Source organism: Xanthomonas melonis, assembly GCF_020783655.1.
Taxonomy (GTDB): Bacteria; Pseudomonadota; Gammaproteobacteria; order Xanthomonadales; family Xanthomonadaceae; genus Xanthomonas; species Xanthomonas melonis.
This window is the reverse complement of record NZ_JAJGQH010000003.1, coordinates 92427-108608: the sequence shown is the minus strand read 5'-3', so window position 1 is coordinate 108608 and position 16182 is coordinate 92427. Positions and strand designations below refer to the sequence as shown.

At 68.2% G+C, this 16182-nt stretch carries 13 protein-coding genes, 1 tRNA gene and 1 pseudogene; 8 read left to right on the top strand and 7 right to left on the bottom strand.

The window, feature by feature from the left end:
• Positions 1-57 precede the first annotated feature (57 nt).
• Positions 58-2166: a phosphoglycerol transferase I gene (locus LL964_RS03925; RefSeq protein WP_104586480.1), complete on the top strand. Its 2109-nt coding sequence runs from the start codon at positions 58-60 to the stop codon at positions 2164-2166.
• Positions 2167-2349: 183 nt separating this feature from the next.
• Here the strand turns inward: LL964_RS03925 and LL964_RS03920 are convergent, their stop codons facing one another.
• The 4 genes from LL964_RS03920 to LL964_RS03905 all read right to left on the bottom strand — a co-directional run bounded on the left by LL964_RS03920 (position 2350) and on the right by LL964_RS03905 (position 5437).
• The gene (locus tag LL964_RS03920; RefSeq protein ID WP_104586199.1) at positions 2350-3246 is read right to left on the bottom strand and encodes an SDR family oxidoreductase; all 897 of its coding nucleotides are present in this window, start codon (positions 3244-3246) and stop codon (positions 2350-2352) included.
• A gap of 170 nt (positions 3247-3416) precedes the next feature.
• Positions 3417-3812, bottom strand: coding sequence for an Atu4866 domain-containing protein (locus LL964_RS03915; RefSeq protein ID WP_104586201.1), 396 nt, complete (start codon positions 3810-3812; stop codon positions 3417-3419).
• Complete coding sequence (locus LL964_RS03910; RefSeq protein WP_104586203.1) at positions 3809-4351, bottom strand: nuclear transport factor 2 family protein; 543 nt, start codon at positions 4349-4351, stop codon at positions 3809-3811. Before LL964_RS03910 ends, LL964_RS03915 begins: the two co-directional genes overlap by 4 nt.
• Before the next feature lie 15 nt (positions 4352-4366).
• Positions 4367-5437 (bottom strand): aldo/keto reductase, encoded by a 1071-nt coding sequence (locus LL964_RS03905; RefSeq protein WP_104586205.1) that lies wholly within the window; start codon positions 5435-5437, stop codon positions 4367-4369.
• A 246-nt stretch (positions 5438-5683) separates the two neighbouring features.
• Here LL964_RS03905 and LL964_RS03900 point away from each other — a divergent pair, with 246 nt between their 5' ends.
• Positions 5684-6574: a LysR family transcriptional regulator gene (locus tag LL964_RS03900; RefSeq protein WP_104586207.1), complete on the top strand. Its 891-nt coding sequence runs from the start codon at positions 5684-5686 to the stop codon at positions 6572-6574.
• Between the two features lie 119 nt (positions 6575-6693).
• On the opposite strand, the pseudogene LL964_RS03895 reads toward LL964_RS03900, so the two are convergent.
• Positions 6694-9200: pseudogene (locus LL964_RS03895) on the bottom strand (DUF3772 domain-containing protein).
• 261 nt (positions 9201-9461) lie between these two features.
• Between LL964_RS03895 and LL964_RS03890 the strand changes: the two are divergent.
• Entirely contained in the window at positions 9462-9803 is a 342-nt protein-coding gene (locus LL964_RS03890) for an HPF/RaiA family ribosome-associated protein (protein ID WP_167395230.1), read from the top strand.
• Positions 9804-9958: 155 nt separating this feature from the next.
• Here the strand turns inward: LL964_RS03890 and LL964_RS03885 are convergent.
• Positions 9959-10035, bottom strand: a tRNA-Arg gene (locus LL964_RS03885).
• Between the two features lie 271 nt (positions 10036-10306).
• Between LL964_RS03885 and ubiA the strand changes: the two genes are divergently transcribed.
• Positions 10307-11206, top strand: coding sequence for a 4-hydroxybenzoate octaprenyltransferase (gene ubiA, locus LL964_RS03880; RefSeq protein ID WP_104586213.1), 900 nt, complete (start codon positions 10307-10309; stop codon positions 11204-11206).
• Positions 11207-11302: 96 nt separating this feature from the next.
• On the opposite strand, the gene LL964_RS03875 is transcribed toward ubiA, so the two are convergent.
• Positions 11303-12028: a ComF family protein gene (locus LL964_RS03875; protein WP_208621395.1), complete on the bottom strand. Its 726-nt coding sequence runs from the start codon at positions 12026-12028 to the stop codon at positions 11303-11305.
• 49 nt (positions 12029-12077) lie between these two features.
• Here LL964_RS03875 and bioB point away from each other — a divergent pair, with 49 nt between their 5' ends.
• From bioB to bioH, 4 genes are all read left to right on the top strand, one after another.
• The gene (gene bioB, locus LL964_RS03870; RefSeq protein WP_104586217.1) at positions 12078-13112 is read left to right on the top strand and encodes a biotin synthase BioB; all 1035 of its coding nucleotides are present in this window, start codon (positions 12078-12080) and stop codon (positions 13110-13112) included.
• Between the two features lie 494 nt (positions 13113-13606).
• Positions 13607-14812: an 8-amino-7-oxononanoate synthase gene (gene bioF, locus LL964_RS03865; protein ID WP_104586219.1), complete on the top strand. Its 1206-nt coding sequence runs from the start codon at positions 13607-13609 to the stop codon at positions 14810-14812.
• A 138-nt stretch (positions 14813-14950) separates the two neighbouring features.
• Positions 14951-15334 carry a DUF7079 family protein gene (locus LL964_RS03860; protein ID WP_104586482.1) on the top strand — a complete coding sequence of 128 codons (384 nt, stop codon included), beginning with the start codon at positions 14951-14953 and terminating at the stop codon, positions 15332-15334.
• 57 nt (positions 15335-15391) lie between these two features.
• Complete coding sequence (bioH, locus tag LL964_RS03855) at positions 15392-16153, top strand: pimeloyl-ACP methyl ester esterase BioH (protein ID WP_104586481.1); 762 nt, start codon at positions 15392-15394, stop codon at positions 16151-16153.
• The last annotated feature ends 29 nt before the right edge of the window (positions 16154-16182 follow it).

Sequence of the window (16182 nt, the reverse complement as noted above, 5' to 3'; positions counted from 1 at the left end):
ACATGGCGAGCAATGCGTCCGGTACGCGCTCGCATCATTCCCTCTCGGATGCTGCGCATGCATTGGATGTTGCTGGGTTCGTTGTTGCTGTTGCTGTGGCTATTGGTCGCCTCGCCGCGGCTGGCGTGGCTGAAGGCCGGCCTGCTGTCGCTGCTGCTACTGGCGTTGAGCGCCTGGGGGTTGATCGACCGCCTCAGCGGCGATGGCATCAACGCCGCCACGCTGTACCACTTGCGCGCGGACATGGAGGGTGCCGGTGTCAGCGATTTCTCCGGCTATATCGCCGTGTTCGTCGGCATGTTGCTGCTCTCGCTCAGCCCGCTGCTGCTGGTCCGGGTACGCCGCTTCCGGCACCCACGTGGCGGCGGTGCGGTTTTTGCAGGCTTCGTGGCGATGCTGCTGGTCAGCATCGCCGTGAGCCCGCTGTACCGCGATGGCAAGCGCCTGTACTACCAGTGGCGCCCGGTCGATTACGCCACCGTGGTGCCGGAGTACCAGCTGCCGCAACAACCGCTGCAAAAGCGCAAGAACATCGTCTGGATCTACGGCGAGAGCCTGGAGCGCACCTACTTCGACGAATCGGTGTTCCCGGGCCTGATGCCCAACCTGCGCGCGCTCGCCACCGAAGCGGTGGACGTACGCAACCTCGCATCCGCCGAGGGCAGCGGATGGACCATCGCCGGCATGGTGGCCTCGATGTGCGGCGTGCCGCTGACCACCGCACCGGGCGACGAGAACAGCATGGACCGCATGGGCCTGTTCCTGCCGGAGGCGCGTTGCCTGGGCGACTATCTCAAGGATCAGGGCTACCGCAATCATTATGTCGGCGGTGCCGATGCCAGCTTCGCTGGCAAGGGCAGCTTCTTGTCCAGCCATGGTTACGACGTGGTGCACGACGTGCATCATTTCTACGACAAGGGCGTGGATTCCAGGCATTTTTCTGCCTGGGGCGTGCACGACGACGTACTGCTCGACGATGCCTGGGACAGCTTCCAGACGCTGTCGCGTGCCGGCCAGCCGTTCATGCTGACCACGCTCACCATGGATACCCATCATCCGGCAGGCCACCTGCCGCTGGCCTGCAAGGGCCAGCACTACGATGGCCCGCTGGGTGACATCGCCCTGCTGCATGCGATCAAGTGCAGCGACCGTCTGATCGGCGAGCTGGTCGCGCGCATCCGCAACAGCCGCTATGGCAGGAACACCATCATCGTCATCGCGTCGGATCATCTGGCGATGCCCAACGACCTGAGCGACGTGCTCGCCCGGCACAAGCGCGAGAATCTGCTGCTGTTCCTCGGCAAGGACATCGCCCCGCAGCAAGTGGTCGCGCGCGCCGGCAGCACGCTCGACTCCGGCGCCACACTGCTGCAGTTGCTGGAGCCGGGCATGCGTACGCTGGGCTTCGGCCGTTCGCTGCTGGCCAGCGATGCACCACCCAGCGCCAGCGCAGCGGCCACCCGCGACGACGGCAAGGACTACCCGCGCTATCTGGCCTACGCACGCACCTTATGGACCGGACAGGGCACGCGGCTGCTGCGCGTCAACGGCAACGGCGAGGTGGTCGTGGGCGTGCAACAGGTGCGCCCACCGGTGCTGCTCGAATACGACGACGACAGCAAGCTCAAGACGGTCTACCTGGAGAACACCTCGCGTCAGTTCGACCGCACGCACGGGACGGGCACGTTGGCCTATGTGGACCGCTGCACTGCGTTCGAAGACGGTTCGGCCGATGGCGACTGGTGCGCGCTGGTGGTGGATCGCGACCAGCGCATGAAGCTGTACCGCGACCCCGACCTGACTCGCGGCATTGCGATCGATGCGCCGTTGGACGCGCCAGCGCAAGGCCCGCGTCCGCGCGTGCGCCAGCCGATCATGCTCACCCAGGCCGCACGCAGGACCGAGGCCGGCCGCTACATGCTGGAGGTATCCGCCAAGCGCCGGCCCACCCGCGCATTCTGGGTGGAAGCGGTGTCGTCCGACCGCAAGGTGGTGCTGGCGCAGCAGTGGGTCGTGCCCGACGCCTCCGGGCGCATCCGCATGCCGGTGGGTCTGGAGCACGCGGTGGACGATCTGGAAATTCGCGCGTGGCTGGACTACACCGAAGATGTCAGCGTGGACGACCTGGCCCTGGTCAAGCAGGCCCGGGTCGCCGACCGTTCCTGATGCAAGGCGTCCCACCATGCCTGCGCGTTCGCCTGCATGCATTGGCAGCCCATGGCACGCGCTACTGCCGCAGGCATGCAGCCCATGCATGACGGCATGCGTGTTGCAGCGGTGCCCAAGGCCGCGCGCCAGCGACATCGGCACCGCGCGTAGCCACCTTTGTGGCTGCCGCGCGCCGTTCAATCAACCGCTGCCGCCAGCGACATCGCGCAAGCGCTGCATGCCCATGATGCCGAACACGCGTGCGGTCTGCGCTTCGACGACGGCATTGATGGCCTCGGCGCCATAGTCCGCGAAATCCACCGTGGTCCGCAGCGGCCTGCGCCCCTTCGGCAACGCGATGACGCGCGCGATCTCGTCGGCCACCGCCTGCACCGGCGCCTGTTGCCCATCGCGATACAGCCGACGCAACCCCGGCTCGTAGTTGTCGAATTCCGCCTGCACCTGCGCATAGCCCTGCACGGCCTGGGCATCGGCCGGGTGCACCGCCGTCTGGAAATGCGAAGTGCCATCCATGAAGGTGCCGGGCATGACGATGACCGAATCGATTCCCAGCGGACGCACCTCGTAGGCGGTGGCTTCGGCCACCGCATCCAACGCGTATTTGCCGGCCACGTAAGGCATCATGAAAGGCGCCACGATGCGCGTGATCGTGCTACCCACGTACAGCAGCAACCCATCGCCCTGCGTACGCATCTGCGGCAGGGCGGCGCGATTGAGCCGGTGAGCGCCCACCGCATTGGTGTTGAAGCTCTCGCCCAGCTGCTCGGCGGTGAAACCTTCGGCCATGCCGATGTACAGGTGTGCCGCATTGTGGATCACCACGTCCAGCCGGCCCTGCTCGGCCACGACCCGGTCCACTGCCTGCTGGCACGAGTCCTGGTGATGGATGTCCATGTCCACCACGTGGACGCGCGTGCCATGCGCCTGCGCATGCCGCTCCAGTGCGTCCCTGCGCGCCTTGCTGCGTCCATCCGGGTCGCGCACCCCGGCATAGACGATATCGCCGCGGGCGATCAGGGTCTGCGCGGTGAGCAGGCCCATGCCCGAGCCGGCTCCGGAAATCAGTACGGTCTTCATCGCTCTCTCCCTTGGAATGTTTCTGGCCGCAACCGCATCGCGCGCGACCCATGCCACGCGGGAGCTTGCGGATGGATGCAGTGGGCCAGCACCGGTGGGGGCCGGTGACTGGGAACCCGCTGCTGGTTCGGCATGCCGGGCGCGCCGCGCATGCTGCGTGCCGCATGCCGCTACATCGCGGACGCGGTCTTGCGTTGCCGATGGAAGATCCGTCCAGCGTGGTGCAGTTCGTCCGCACCGACGAAGATTCCTTCGACGCTGGAGCCGCGCTCGTCCAGGAAACGGATACGGTCGTGGTCCACCACGTAGCGGCCCTGGCTGAGATCGCGACGGTCCCCGGCCTGGGCGTAATACCCGGTCGGCAACAACTCCCGCCACGCGCGACCGTCGGCCGTGACCCACGCCCCCAAGTAAGGATGCGCGTGCCACCGCTGTGGGTCGCGCGCATCGGTCGCGTCGTCGCCCACGCGCGGTGGCGGCTCCATCGAGACTGCATCGGTGTGGAACACCGCCGCTCCTGCGCCCAATGCCACGGCCACCGCCAGCGTCATGCGCGCATCGCTCATGCGCCCGCTCCACTGCCCGCCCGCACGGCATCGTCCTGCAGCACCTCGCCATAGCGCGGCAGATCCAGGAACGCGTTGACCTGCACCGCCTTGCCCTCATGCATACGCATGATCCATGCGTAGCGGTTGCGGTATTCGCTTCCGTCGCGCACGCGGCCGACACCTTCCCATTGCACGATCACATGCGTGCCATCGGCCCAGACCTGCCACTGCAGCGGGCGCAGCGGTGTCGACATGCGGCTGGCCAGCGGCTGCACCGCGCGCGCCATCAATGTCTCGCGGCCACGCAGCGTGCCTGCATGCGGCCCGGAGCCTTCGATGGTCCACACCACCTCCGGCGCGAGCACACGATCGAAGAAGCCACCACCACCGCCGGCCCATTGCGCGAATGCGGTATCGACGATGCAGCGGTTGCGTTCGGTCGGGGTCGCTTCCGCCGCGCAGTTGCCATTGGCGGCCCTGCCGGCGGGTGCTGCCGCCACGACCTGCGCCATGAGCGCCGCGGCGACGAACAGCAGTGCGTAACGGGAGACGTGCATGCGCTTCTCCTGCGCTCAGCGGCGCGGTTCCAGGGTCGAGGTTCCGTAGATGAGCTGCTGCGCCATCGGCCGGCCGATGAAGCGCTCCGGAAAGATCGGCGCCACCGCGCTGGCCTGCTGCAGGCGTTCCAGCTGCGCATCGCTGAGCGTCAGCGACAGCGCGCCGAAGTTGTCTTCGGCCTGCTTGAGCGTGCGCGCGCCCATCAGTGGCGCCACCACTGCCGGGTTGCGCAAGGTCCAGGCCAGGGCCACCTGCGAGCGCGAAGCGCCCAGTTCCTCGGCGACCGCACCCACCACGTCGGCGATGTCGAGCGCACGTGCGTTGAGGTGCCCGGTCGAGGCGATCACGCCCTTGCGGCTGTCCGCCACCTCCGCCCCGTTCTCGTCGGACAGATCGTCGCGGCTGTACTTGCCGGTGAGGATGCCGCCACCGAGCGGCGACCACGGCAGCACGCCCAGGCCCAGTTCACGCGCCATCGGGATCAGCTCGTGTTCGACGCTGCGCTCGACCAGGCTGTACTCGATCTGCAACGCCACCAACGGCGACCAGCCACGCAGGTCGGCCAGCGTCTGCAGCTGCGCCACCCGCCAGGCTGGCGTATTGCAGATGCCCAGGTATAGCAGCTTGCCCGCACGTACCAGATCGTCCAGCGCCCGCATCACTTCCTCGGGCGAGGTGGTGAAGTCCCATGCATGCAGATAGAACAGGTCGATGCGGTCGGTCGCCAGCTGGCGCAGGCTGGTCTCCACCGAGCGCATGAGGTTGAGGCGATGATTGCCGCCAGAATTGATGTTGCCGGCATCGCGCGCCATGGTGTACTTGGTCGCCAGCACGATGCGCTCGCGTTTGTCCTTGATGAGCTCGCCGACGATGCGCTCGGAGGCGCCGTTGGTGTAGTTCACCGAGGTGTCCAGGAAGTTGCCGCCACGCTCCACATAGGCGTCGAAGATGCGCTTGGCCTCGCTTGCATCCGCCCCCCAGCCCCAGTCCTGTCCGAAGGTCATGGTGCCCAGCGCCAGCGGCGACACCCGCAGGCCCGAACGGCCAAGCAGGCGGTAGCGATCCAGCGAAGTGGTGTAAGGCATGCGTTTGCTCCTTGTAGTGAGTGAAAGGACATCGGGCAGTGCTGTCTCCAGCGGCAACCAGGGTGCCGCCTGCAAGCGGCCATGCGGTAACCGTATCCTCTGCCATCCTTGCCTGATCGACCGGCCCTGCATGCGGCGTCCTGCGACACCTCCAAGCGTTGCCCCGCGCCAGGGCGGCAGCCAGCGTGCCGTTGCAGCGGCTAGGATGGAAGTATCGAAATTCCACCAGCGGCTGGATCAATTTTTATGAGCGAGGACATCGCCTGGGAAGATCAGCGGATCTTTCTGGCCGTGCTGGAAGAGGGCAGCCTGTCGGCGGCCGCTCGGTTGCTGGGCGTGACCCAACCCACGGTACGCACCCGGCTTGCCGCGCTGGAACGGATGCTGGGCACCACGCTGTTCACTCGTTCGATCACTGGTCTGACACCCACCGATCAGGCGCGCGCACTGGCCGATTCGGCGCGCAGCATGGCGCGCGCATCGGCGCAGTTCGTGCGTCTGGCCTACAGTCCGCCAGGCGAAATCGCCGGCAGCGTGCGCATCGGCGTTTCCGAGTTCGTCGGAATCGAAGTGCTGCCCGCCATGCTGGCCAGCCTGCGTGCAGCGCACCCACGCATCGTCGCGGAAATCTCGCTCAGCAACGGCGCGGCCGATCTGCTGGAACAGGAGGTCGATATCGCGGTGCGCATGCATCCACCCACGCAGAGCGCCCTGGTGGCACGCAAGGTCGGCGCGATCGCGCTGGGCCTGTTCGCTCATCGCGACTACCTCGCGCGCCACGGCACCCCGACCTCGGCGCAGGCCTTGCTGCAGCATGCCCTGATCGGCCCGGACCGATGCCGCGCCGACCTGGCGCTCGCCACTGCACTGCACCCGGATCTGAGCCGCGCACGCTTGAGTACGCGTACCGACAGCCACCCCGCGCAACTGGCATTGGCGCGTGCGGGCCTGGGCATCGTCGTGGCGCAATGCCCGGTCGCGCGTGCAGACCCGGACCTGATGCAGGTGCTGCCCGCGCTCGCACTGCCCGCCCTGGAAACCTGGATCGTGACCCACGAAGATCTGCGCAGCGTTCCGCGCGTGCGCGCCGTGTTCGACCACCTCGCCAACGCATTCCAGGCCTATCTCCAGACCTGACGCCAGCGTGTCCAACGGCCTGCACCACAGGCCCGCGTACATGGACCGCTGCGGTGGCCCGGCGAGCGATGACGCATCGGAGACGGCGCGCCATCGCTCGCGATCGCCTGGCCGCTCCGCTATACCGGCGTTGCCGGCGTGCTGCCGTCGCCATCGCGCGCTGCGGCCACGCCGGCACGGCTGAAGCGGATCTCCTGCGGCGACTGCAAGGCCACGCCGGCCTGCTCCATTCGCTGCAAGAGCGCAAAGAACAGCTCGCTACGCACGCCATAGGAATCGCGTGGGCTGCTGACGTAAGCGAACGAATTGAAATTGACGTGCCCGCCGGCCAGTGAGTCGATGAACACCGACGGCGCCGGCTCGGCCAACACCTTGGCATGCTCGGCGAACAACGCCAGCAACATGTCGCGCACCTTGGCCACATCGGCTTCCAGCGGCACCGAGAACTGCAGCTGCACCCGTCCCATCGGATTGGACAGCGTCATGTTGCGCACGCTCTTGGTGATCAACTCCGAGTTGGGCACGATCAGGGTCGAGCGATCGCCGACCTGGATCTCGGTGGCACGCACGCTGATCTTGCGCACGTCGCCTTCCTGGTCGCCGATGCGGACCCAGTCGCCGATCTTGACCGGCCGTTCGGCCAGCAGGATCAGGCCGGACACGAAGTTCTGCGTGATCGCCTGCAGGCCGAAGCCGATACCCACCGACAGCGCACTCAGCACCAGCGCCAGCCGCTTCAGATCCAGCCCCAGCGCGGTCAGGCCCCAGACCGTCACCACCAACCAGCCCAGATAGCGCGCCACCGTGCTGATCGAATTGCGCGCGCCGGCATCCAGTTCGGTCCTCGGCAGATAGGTATTGAGCAGCCACTGCTGCACCACATGCACCAGGCCCATGCCGAGCAGAAACACGCACAGCGCCCGCGCCACGTCGCCGGGCGTGATCACCAGCTCACCGCCGATGGCCAGGCCATGGGTGATGTTCTCCACCCATCCGGTGACCACGCTGACGTTGGCGCCGTACGGCGTCAGCAGTACCGCGATGGCCAGCAGCACCAGCACCACGCGCACCGCCGCCGACAGCAACAGGCCCAGCTGCACCAGGCGGCCGCTACCGATGCTGAGCGCATGCGACAGTGCCCGGCTGAAACGGCCATCGGGCTTGAACACCCAGGTCAGCAGATCGTCGGCAAATACCAGCAACAGGCCGAGCAGGCTGCAGATCAACGTGATCCAGATGATCTGACGGGCAACGAACAACGCCAGGTTGAGATAGCCGAACAACGCCGCCAGCAGCGCGACGATCACCGCCAGGTGGCCCAGCAGGCGGATCAACACGATCACCCCACCACCGCGCGAGACCACCGGCGGCGGCTCGCCACTGCCGGGCTCGGCCACCCCCGCGCTGGCTGCGCGCGCGTGCAGCGACAGGCTCAAGCCCGCCAGCGCAGACAGGATCAGGCCGGCATACAGCAACGCCGCCACCGCATCGGTGGCGGTGGTGGCCGCCTCGCTGGTGCGCGCCACCTCGTTGAGCTTCATCGCCATGCCGCTCACCCAGCTCACCACCGCCGTAGCCAGGCAATGCACGCGCAACCGGTCGACGGTGGCGTCGTCCAGCGGGAACAGGCGCCAGCTCGGTTGGTGCTTCATCAGCAGGCTGGCACTGAGCGAACCGACGAAGGCCGCGAAGAAACTGATGAACACGAAGGCATCCAGCAACTCGTCCAGGTCCGCCGGCACCTGCGCGATCGCGCGCACGCCTTCGGCCAGCACCAGGGCCGCCATGCCCAGACTGAGCGTGCCCACCAGCAGGAACCACAATGCCAGCCCGGAACGCCGCAGGCGCCCTCCCGGTGCGCGCGAGGCGGCGTAACGGCGGCCCAGATGGCGCAGGAAGATGCGCAGCGGAAACGCCAGCAACAGCGCCACCAGCGCGCAGGTCAGCAGCACACCGACGCCCCTGGCGGCGACGGCCGCGCGCAGCATCTGTGCCGCGTCGTCGTTGAGCCCCTGCAGGCGGCCACGGTCGTCCGGCCATTGCTGCGCGATACGGCTCCACAGCGCAGGCGACAACGGCGAACCCACCCGCGTGGACAGCTGTACACTGAACAGTTGCGCGCGCTTGCGCTCGAGGCGGTCGGCGAGTTCGCCGGCTTCCGATGCCAGCAGGTTGGCACGCTTGAGTTCGGCGTCCAGCTGGTTCTTTTCCTTCGCCAGACCCTTGCGCTGGTTGCGCAGATCGAGCGGATCGGTCTTCTGCTCCGCACCCAGACCGTCGAGCCGCATGCTGAGCTGCTTGAGCGGCGGATCCAGCTGACGTGCCAGATCCTGCGCTTGCCGCTGCGCGGTGGTGACCTGATCGACCAATGCGCTCAGCTGATCGGCATCGGCCTTCTCCATCCCGACCTGCACTTGGTCCAACACCGTTTGCGCATCGTCGAGCTGCGTCTGCGCGGTCTTCAACAGAGCGTCGTCGTCCTGGGCCACCGCTCCGGCCACCCATACCAGCCACAGGCTGCAGCACAGCAATGCCCGCAACCAGACGCCAGAACGCGCACGCAAGACAGATCGAATTTCAGACACAGGCAGGCATCGAACAGCGCGGGCAGCCGCAATCGCGCAATCTTAAGCCACTGTCCCTGGACCCCAGGCCACGCCCCTCCCCACAGGGCTGGGGCGATTCAGCCGGCCTGCGATAGCCGCCCGCCACCTGTGGCCCCTACGTGCCGGGGTGTGCATCGTCTCCTGACAGCGGCCGCGCAGGCCGCGCATTGCCGACCTGCAGGTGAATGCCTGGCCCCTGTCACCTCCCGGCAACACCGGGCTGTCGCAGAATCGGAACACCGCTGCGGCAGACGCAGCGGATGACCGCGAAGGAGACCTCTATGCAGATTCAGATCCAGACCGACAACCACGTGCCGCATGATCCCTCTGTCGTGCAGCACGTCGAGAAGACCTGCTCGGCCCAGCTGGCGCATTTCGCCAACGACATCACCCGCGTCGAAGTGCATCTACGCGATGAGAACGGTCAGCGCGGCGGTGCGGCGGATCGAACCTGCAGTATCGAAGCGCACGTCGCCGGCCTGCCGCCGATCGCCGCCACCAACAGCGCCGAAACCACCGCCTCGGCGGTCACCGGCGCCGCCCGCAAGCTGCGCACCGCCATCGAACACGCGCGCGGCAAGCAGCACGCCAAAGCCACCGCCCCGGCCCCGGACAACCTCTGATCCGGAGCGGGCAGGCGCGTTACCGCGTGCACTGCCGAGCCGCCGTGATTGCCCAGCCGCATGGCAGCGCCGCAGCAGCCACACCGCGAGATATCGAGAACCACGCAAAACGCATCGGCCCGCTGCAATGGCAGCGGGCCGATCGTTGTCGAAACTGGTGCGCCCGGAGGGATTCGAACCCCCGACCAATGGCTTCGGAAGCCACTACTCTATCCGGCTGAGCTACGAGCGCCTGGCCGCACAGTATGCCAGAACCGATGCCCCTGCGACGACCCGCATGCGCAGGGCCTCTCCAGCGCTGCGCCGGACTGTAGTCATCGCCGCTACCGAAGGGGATGTCCTCGAAGCGCCGCCGCGCGGCCGGCATCGCCTTGCCGCCCAGGAGACGCGGGTCCTGCCGCCCGACGGCAGGACCCGCTGAGCGCGAGCGCGGGCGACCCATGTCGCGCGCTCCGTCACGGCCCGAATGACCGCGGCCAAGCCGCGCTGCTACCCTTTGCGGCATGAACGAACATGGTGTGGAACCGGCACCCGCTGCGCCGGCGCTGAGGTGGTCCGAACGGCTGGGCCAATACTGGAAGCTGGTCCGTGGCGATCGCCCGATCGGCAGCCTGTTGCTGCTCTGGCCTACCTGGTGGGGCCTGTGGCTGGCCGCCGATGGGGTACCGCCGCTGTGGACGCTGTTCGTGTTCACCGCGGGGGTGTGGCTGACGCGCTCGGCCGGCTGCGTGATCAACGACTATGCCGACCGCTGGCTGGACCCGCATGTGGAGCGCACCAAATCGCGGCCGCTGGCCACCGGCGCGGTCTCCGGGCGCGAGGCGCTGTGGGTGTTCGTGGTGTTGATGCTGGTGGCGTTTTCGCTGGTGCTCAGCCTCAACTGGCTGACCGTGGCGTTGAGCGTGCCCGGCGCGTTCCTGGCCGCGAGCTATCCGTATCTGAAGCGCCACACCCATCTGGCCCAGGTGTATCTGGGCGTGGCATTCGGCTGGGGCATCCCGATGGCGTTCGCCGCCGTCCAGGGCAGCGTGCCCCTGCTGGGCTGGTTGCTGTACGCGGTCAATATCCTGTGGTCCACCGCCTACGACACCTGGTACGCCATGGTCGATCGCGACGACGACATCCGCATGGGCAGCAAGTCCACTGCGATCCTGTTCGGCAAGCACGATCTGCACATCCAGGCCGCGCTCTACACGCTGATGTTGGCGATGTTGTCGGCGGTCGGCCTGCGCGCCGGTCTGGGCACCGCGTACTGGGCGGGCCTGGGCGTGGCGGCGCTGTTGGTGCTGTACGAATTTCGCATCGTCCGCCATCGCGAGCGTGGCCCCTGCTTCCGTGCCTTCGTGCACAACAACTGGGTGGGCCTGGCGATCTTCGTCGGCATCGCGGTGGCGGTGCGTTAGGAGCCGGGATTCGGAATTGGGGATTCGGTTTCATTGCGTGCCGATCCGGGCAGCGTCTTGCCGCCAAGCGACGTTGACGCTCATGCGTGCACCGGGTTACGGCACCCGCGCGCACACCCACGCATCCACCCGCTGCACGCCGGCGCGGCGCAGGGCCTGCGCTGCGGCATGCAGGGTGGCGCCGGTGGTCATCACATCGTCCACCAGCGCCACGTGCGCCGGCAGCGCACCGTGTGCGACGAAGGCCTGGCGCAGGTTGCGCTGGCGCTCGGCGGCGTCCAGTTCCGACTGCGGCGCGGTGGCGCGCACGCGCCGCAGCAACGGCAGGCACGGCAGCTGCAACGCGCGGCCGAGCGGCCGGGCCAGTTCCAGCGCCTGGTCGTAGCCACGCTGGCGCAGGCGCTGCCGATGCAGGCTCACCGGCACCAGCGCCTGCGGCCGCGGCAACTGCGCGCAGCGCCTGGCCATCAGCTCGCTCAGCAGGCGCCCGGCGGCCAGATCCTGGTGGAACTTGAATCGCCGCAGCAGGCCATCCACCGGCCAGCGATAGGTGAAGCACGCATGCACCCGTTGCAGCGGCGGCAGTTGCTGCAGGCACTGTCCGCATAGCGCCATGCTGTCGAAGGCGAACAGCGGCGTGGCGCAGCACAGGCAAGCGTGGCCATGCTCCGGCAGGGCCGCGCGACAGGAGGGACACAGATCGCAATCGGCCATGCCCGCTTCGGCACAGACCAGGCACAGGCTGGGCAGCAGCAGCCGCAGCACCCGCTGCGGCCAGCTGTAAACCGAACCCACGACATCGAAGTTGACAGCCTCGCCCATGCTCACCAGACTGCCTGGCTTTCAAGCCGCTGACTGTCAGGAAACTCCTATGCCTGTTGTCGTACGCCATGACTGGGATCGCAAAGAACTGCAGGCGCTGTTCGACCTGCCGTTCCCGGAGTTGCTGCATCACGCGGCCAACGTGCACCGCGCACATTTCGATCCGTCGCAGGTGCAGGTCTCCACCTTGTTGTCGGTCAAGACCGGTGGCTGCCCGGAAGACTGCGCGTATTGCCCGCAGGCGCAGCGCTACGACACCGGCGTCAGCGCGCAGAAGCTGATGGAGACCGACGCCGTCGTCGCCAAGGCACGCCAGGCCAAGGCCGCCGGCGCCTCGCGTTTTTGCATGGGTGCGGCATGGCGCTCGCCCAAGGAGCGCGATATCCCCAAGGTGGCCGCGATGATCCGCGAGGTCAAGGCGCTGGGGCTGGAAACCTGCGCCACGCTGGGCATGCTGGATGCCGGCCAGGCGCGTGCGCTCAAGGACGCCGGCCTGGACTATTACAACCATAATCTGGACACCGCGCCGGATTACTACGACTCCATCATCCATACCCGCCAGTACCAGGATCGCCTGGATACCCTGGAGCATGTGCGCGATGCAGGCCTGAAGACCTGTTGCGGCGGCATCGTCGGCATGGGTGAAACCCGCGAGCACCGCATCGGCCTGCTGCTGGCCCTGGCCAACCTGCCTGCGCATCCGGATTCGGTGCCGATCAACCAGCTGGTGCAGGTGCCCGGCACGCCGCTGCACGGCGTCCAGCAGCTGGATCCGTTCGAGTTCGTACGCATGATCGCCGTAGCCCGCATCGTCATGCCCGGATCGATGGTGCGTCTGTCTGCCGGCCGCGAGGCGATGAGCGACGAGTTGCAGGCGCTGTGCTTCATGGCCGGCGCCAATTCGATCTTCTACGGCGAAAAACTGCTCACCACCGGCAACCCGGACACCGAACGCGACCAGGCCCTGTTCCAGCGCCTGGGCCTGCGTGCGATGCAGGTCAGCGTCGATGCGGCCGACCACGATCACCCCGGCACCGTGCATGCGGACATCACCTGCGGCACGGCCTGCGAACGCGCGGCATGAGCATCGCCAGCGCCTGACGGCAGGCGGTGCCGGCATGGCTCCGATGAGCCAGCGGCCTGTGGCGCCGCGGAAGATGCCGGCGCCTGCCGGGTCGCGTCGGTCGCGAGTCGGAAGCCATGCCATCGCGCTGCGCGAGTGCGGCATGCGAATCCTGCCGGTCGGCGGGCAGCGGTCAGGCGCAAAGCGCTTGCCGTCGTCACTCTCGCACCGTCCACACCCGATCGGTCGCGCGATCGGCGGCAGTCCTGCACTCCGGGGTCGCAGACCACCGGCCGGCATGCGCGCTTGCCGCCGACCTGCGCCGCGATAGCCGCGCCAGCTGCGGAACCTCCGCGACCCGCGCGGCGCATTGCGCGACCGGCAGGCGACGGCAGCGCGCGCAACCAGCCATGGATGCGCGCGCGTCGGCATCGCCTGTACCGGTCGTCGGTCTCGGCTGTGCGAGGCAGGCGCGGCACGCTACGCTAGCGGCCCTTTCCCTTACCGAATGTCCCATGACGCGCCCCGATCTGTACGAACGGATTTCGTCACTGCGCAAGTTGCGCGTGGCCCAGGAACGGGTCCGGGTACGGCGGCAGGTCGGTCGTCGCGATGGCGTGCGGCTGGAAATCGATGGCCGCTGGCTGACCGGCTTCTGCTCCAACGATTATCTGGGGCTGTCCCAGCAGTTCGAAGTGGTCGCCGCGCTACAGGATGCCGCCGCGCGCGATGGCGTCGGCGCGACCGCCTCGCACCTGATCTGCGGGCACCACACCGCGCACGAGATGCTGGAACGCGAGATCGCCGAGTGGCTGGGCTATCCCTCGGCGCTGCTGTTCGGCAGCGGCTTCATCGCCAACCTGGCGGTACAGCAGGCGCTGCTCAGCGAAGAGGACGACGTCTGCGTGCAGGACCGGCTCAACCACGCCAGCCTGCTCGATGCCACGCGCCTGGCCGGCTGCCGGCTGCGGCGCTATCCGCACCTGGACGTGGAAGGCGCGATGCGCCAGCTCAAGGGCGCGCCCGAGGGCGCGGCGATGCTGGCCAGCGACGGCGTCTTCAGCATGGATGGCGACGTGGCGCCGTTGCGTGCGTTGAGCCTGGTGGCGCGCATGCAGCAGGCGCTGTTCTATGTCGACGATGCGCACGGTGTCGGCGTGCTGGGGCCGCAGGGGCGCGGCTGCGTGGCCGATGCCGGACTGGGCATGGCCGAAGTCCCACTGCAGCTGGTGACCCTGGGCAAGGCGCTGGGCGGCTACGGCGCGGCGGTGGTCGGCGACGAAGCACTGGTGCGCCACCTGGCCGAGACCGCACGCCCCTATATCTACACCACTGCGCTGCCGCCGGCGCAGGTGGCCGCCACGCTGGCCGCGGTGCGCCTGGCACGCCGCGACGACTGGCGCCGCGCACGCCTGGTCGAACTGATCGGCGCATTCCGCGACGGTGCGCGCAGGCATGGTTTCGAACTGATGGCCTCGGAGACACCGATCCAACCCTTGCTGTGCGGCGAAGAGTCCACGGTGATGGCGATGTCGGCCGCGCTCGAACAGGCCGGCTTCATGGTCGGTGCCATCCGCCCGCCCACCGTGCCCGAGGGCAAGGCACGCCTGCGCGTGACCTTGTCGGCGCTGCACACGCCGCAGCAGGTGCAGGCGCTGATCGAGGCGATCGCGCAGGCGCGCGATACGGTCGGCCGGCAACCGCTGCGCGCCTCGGCTTGAGGTGAGCGACACCGCACCGCCACGCCCGGCCGGTGCGGCCGCCTCACGCCGCCGGCGGCCATATCGCCGTTTCCACGCGGTCACCGCCACGCGCAGGCATTGCGCAGCGGCGCGTCCGGTAGCGACGCGTCCACCGCCGTGACCGCGCGCGCGCTCGACCCAACCACTGCCACGCCGGCACAGCGCCGCGTCTGGGACGCACTGTCCCTGCTCTACCTGGACACCGCCTGCGAGAACGAGCACGCCCGCATCGCGCAGGCGTTGGCGGCTTCGCCCTTCACGCTGCCGCAGTTGCGTGCGATGTTGCTGCATGAGGTGCATCCGGTGTTGATCGGCAATCTACGCTGCGTCGCCGGTGTGTGGGACGGTTTCGACTCCGACTGGCTGGCCGCCACCATCGCCGCACGGCGTGCACGGCGCTGGCGGTGGCCCGACCGCTGGTGCTGGCGTGGGCATGCGCGCGCGCAATGGGCAGTGCTCGCACCGAAGATCCGGGCGCTGCGCGCCATCGACAGGCGCTGACCTGGGCAGCTCATGCCGGGCAGCATTCGACGCGCGCCGATCGGCGACAATGCACGCATGCATATCGACGTCATCGGCCATGGGCCGGCACTGGTCCTCCTGCACGGCTGGGCGCTGCACGGCGGGGTGTTCGCACCACTGGTGGAGCGGCTGTCGCCGCACTTCCAGCTGCATCTGGTGGATCTGCCCGGGCACGGCTTCAGCCGCCAGGACAGCACGCCGCTGGCGCTGCCCGATGTGGTTGCCGCCATCGCCGCCGCCACGCCGCCGGCGGTATGGCTGGGCTGGTCGCTGGGCGGCCTGGTCGCGCTGCATGCGGCCGCCACCCTGCCGCAGGTGCGTGCGCTGGCAATGATCGCCGCCACGCCGCGCTTCGTGCGCGGCTCCGACTGGCCGGAGGCAGTCGATCGCGACGTCTTCGTGCAGTTCGGCCAGGATCTGGCGCGCGACTATCGCGGCACCCTGGACCGATTCCTGGCGTTGGACACACTGGGCTCGGCGCATGCACGTGCCGAGTTGCGCAGCCTGCGCGACGCGCTCACCGCACGCGGCGAGCCGGCTGCCGACGCCTTGCAGCAAGGGCTCCGGCTGCTGGAACGTGCCGACCTGCGCCGCGCGTTGCCGCAACTGACGCGCCCCAGCCTGTGGATCGGCGGCCAGCGCGACCGGCTGGTGCCAGCGGCAGGCATGCAGGCCGCCGCCGCGCGCACACCGCAGGCGCAGATGTTGACCGTGGCCGGTGGCGGTCACGCACCGTTCCTGGGCCATGCCGACCAGGTGGCCGAGGCGCTGCAACGCTTCGTTGCGTCCATCCCCTGAGCAAATCGCCGATCATGCAGTTTCGCTGA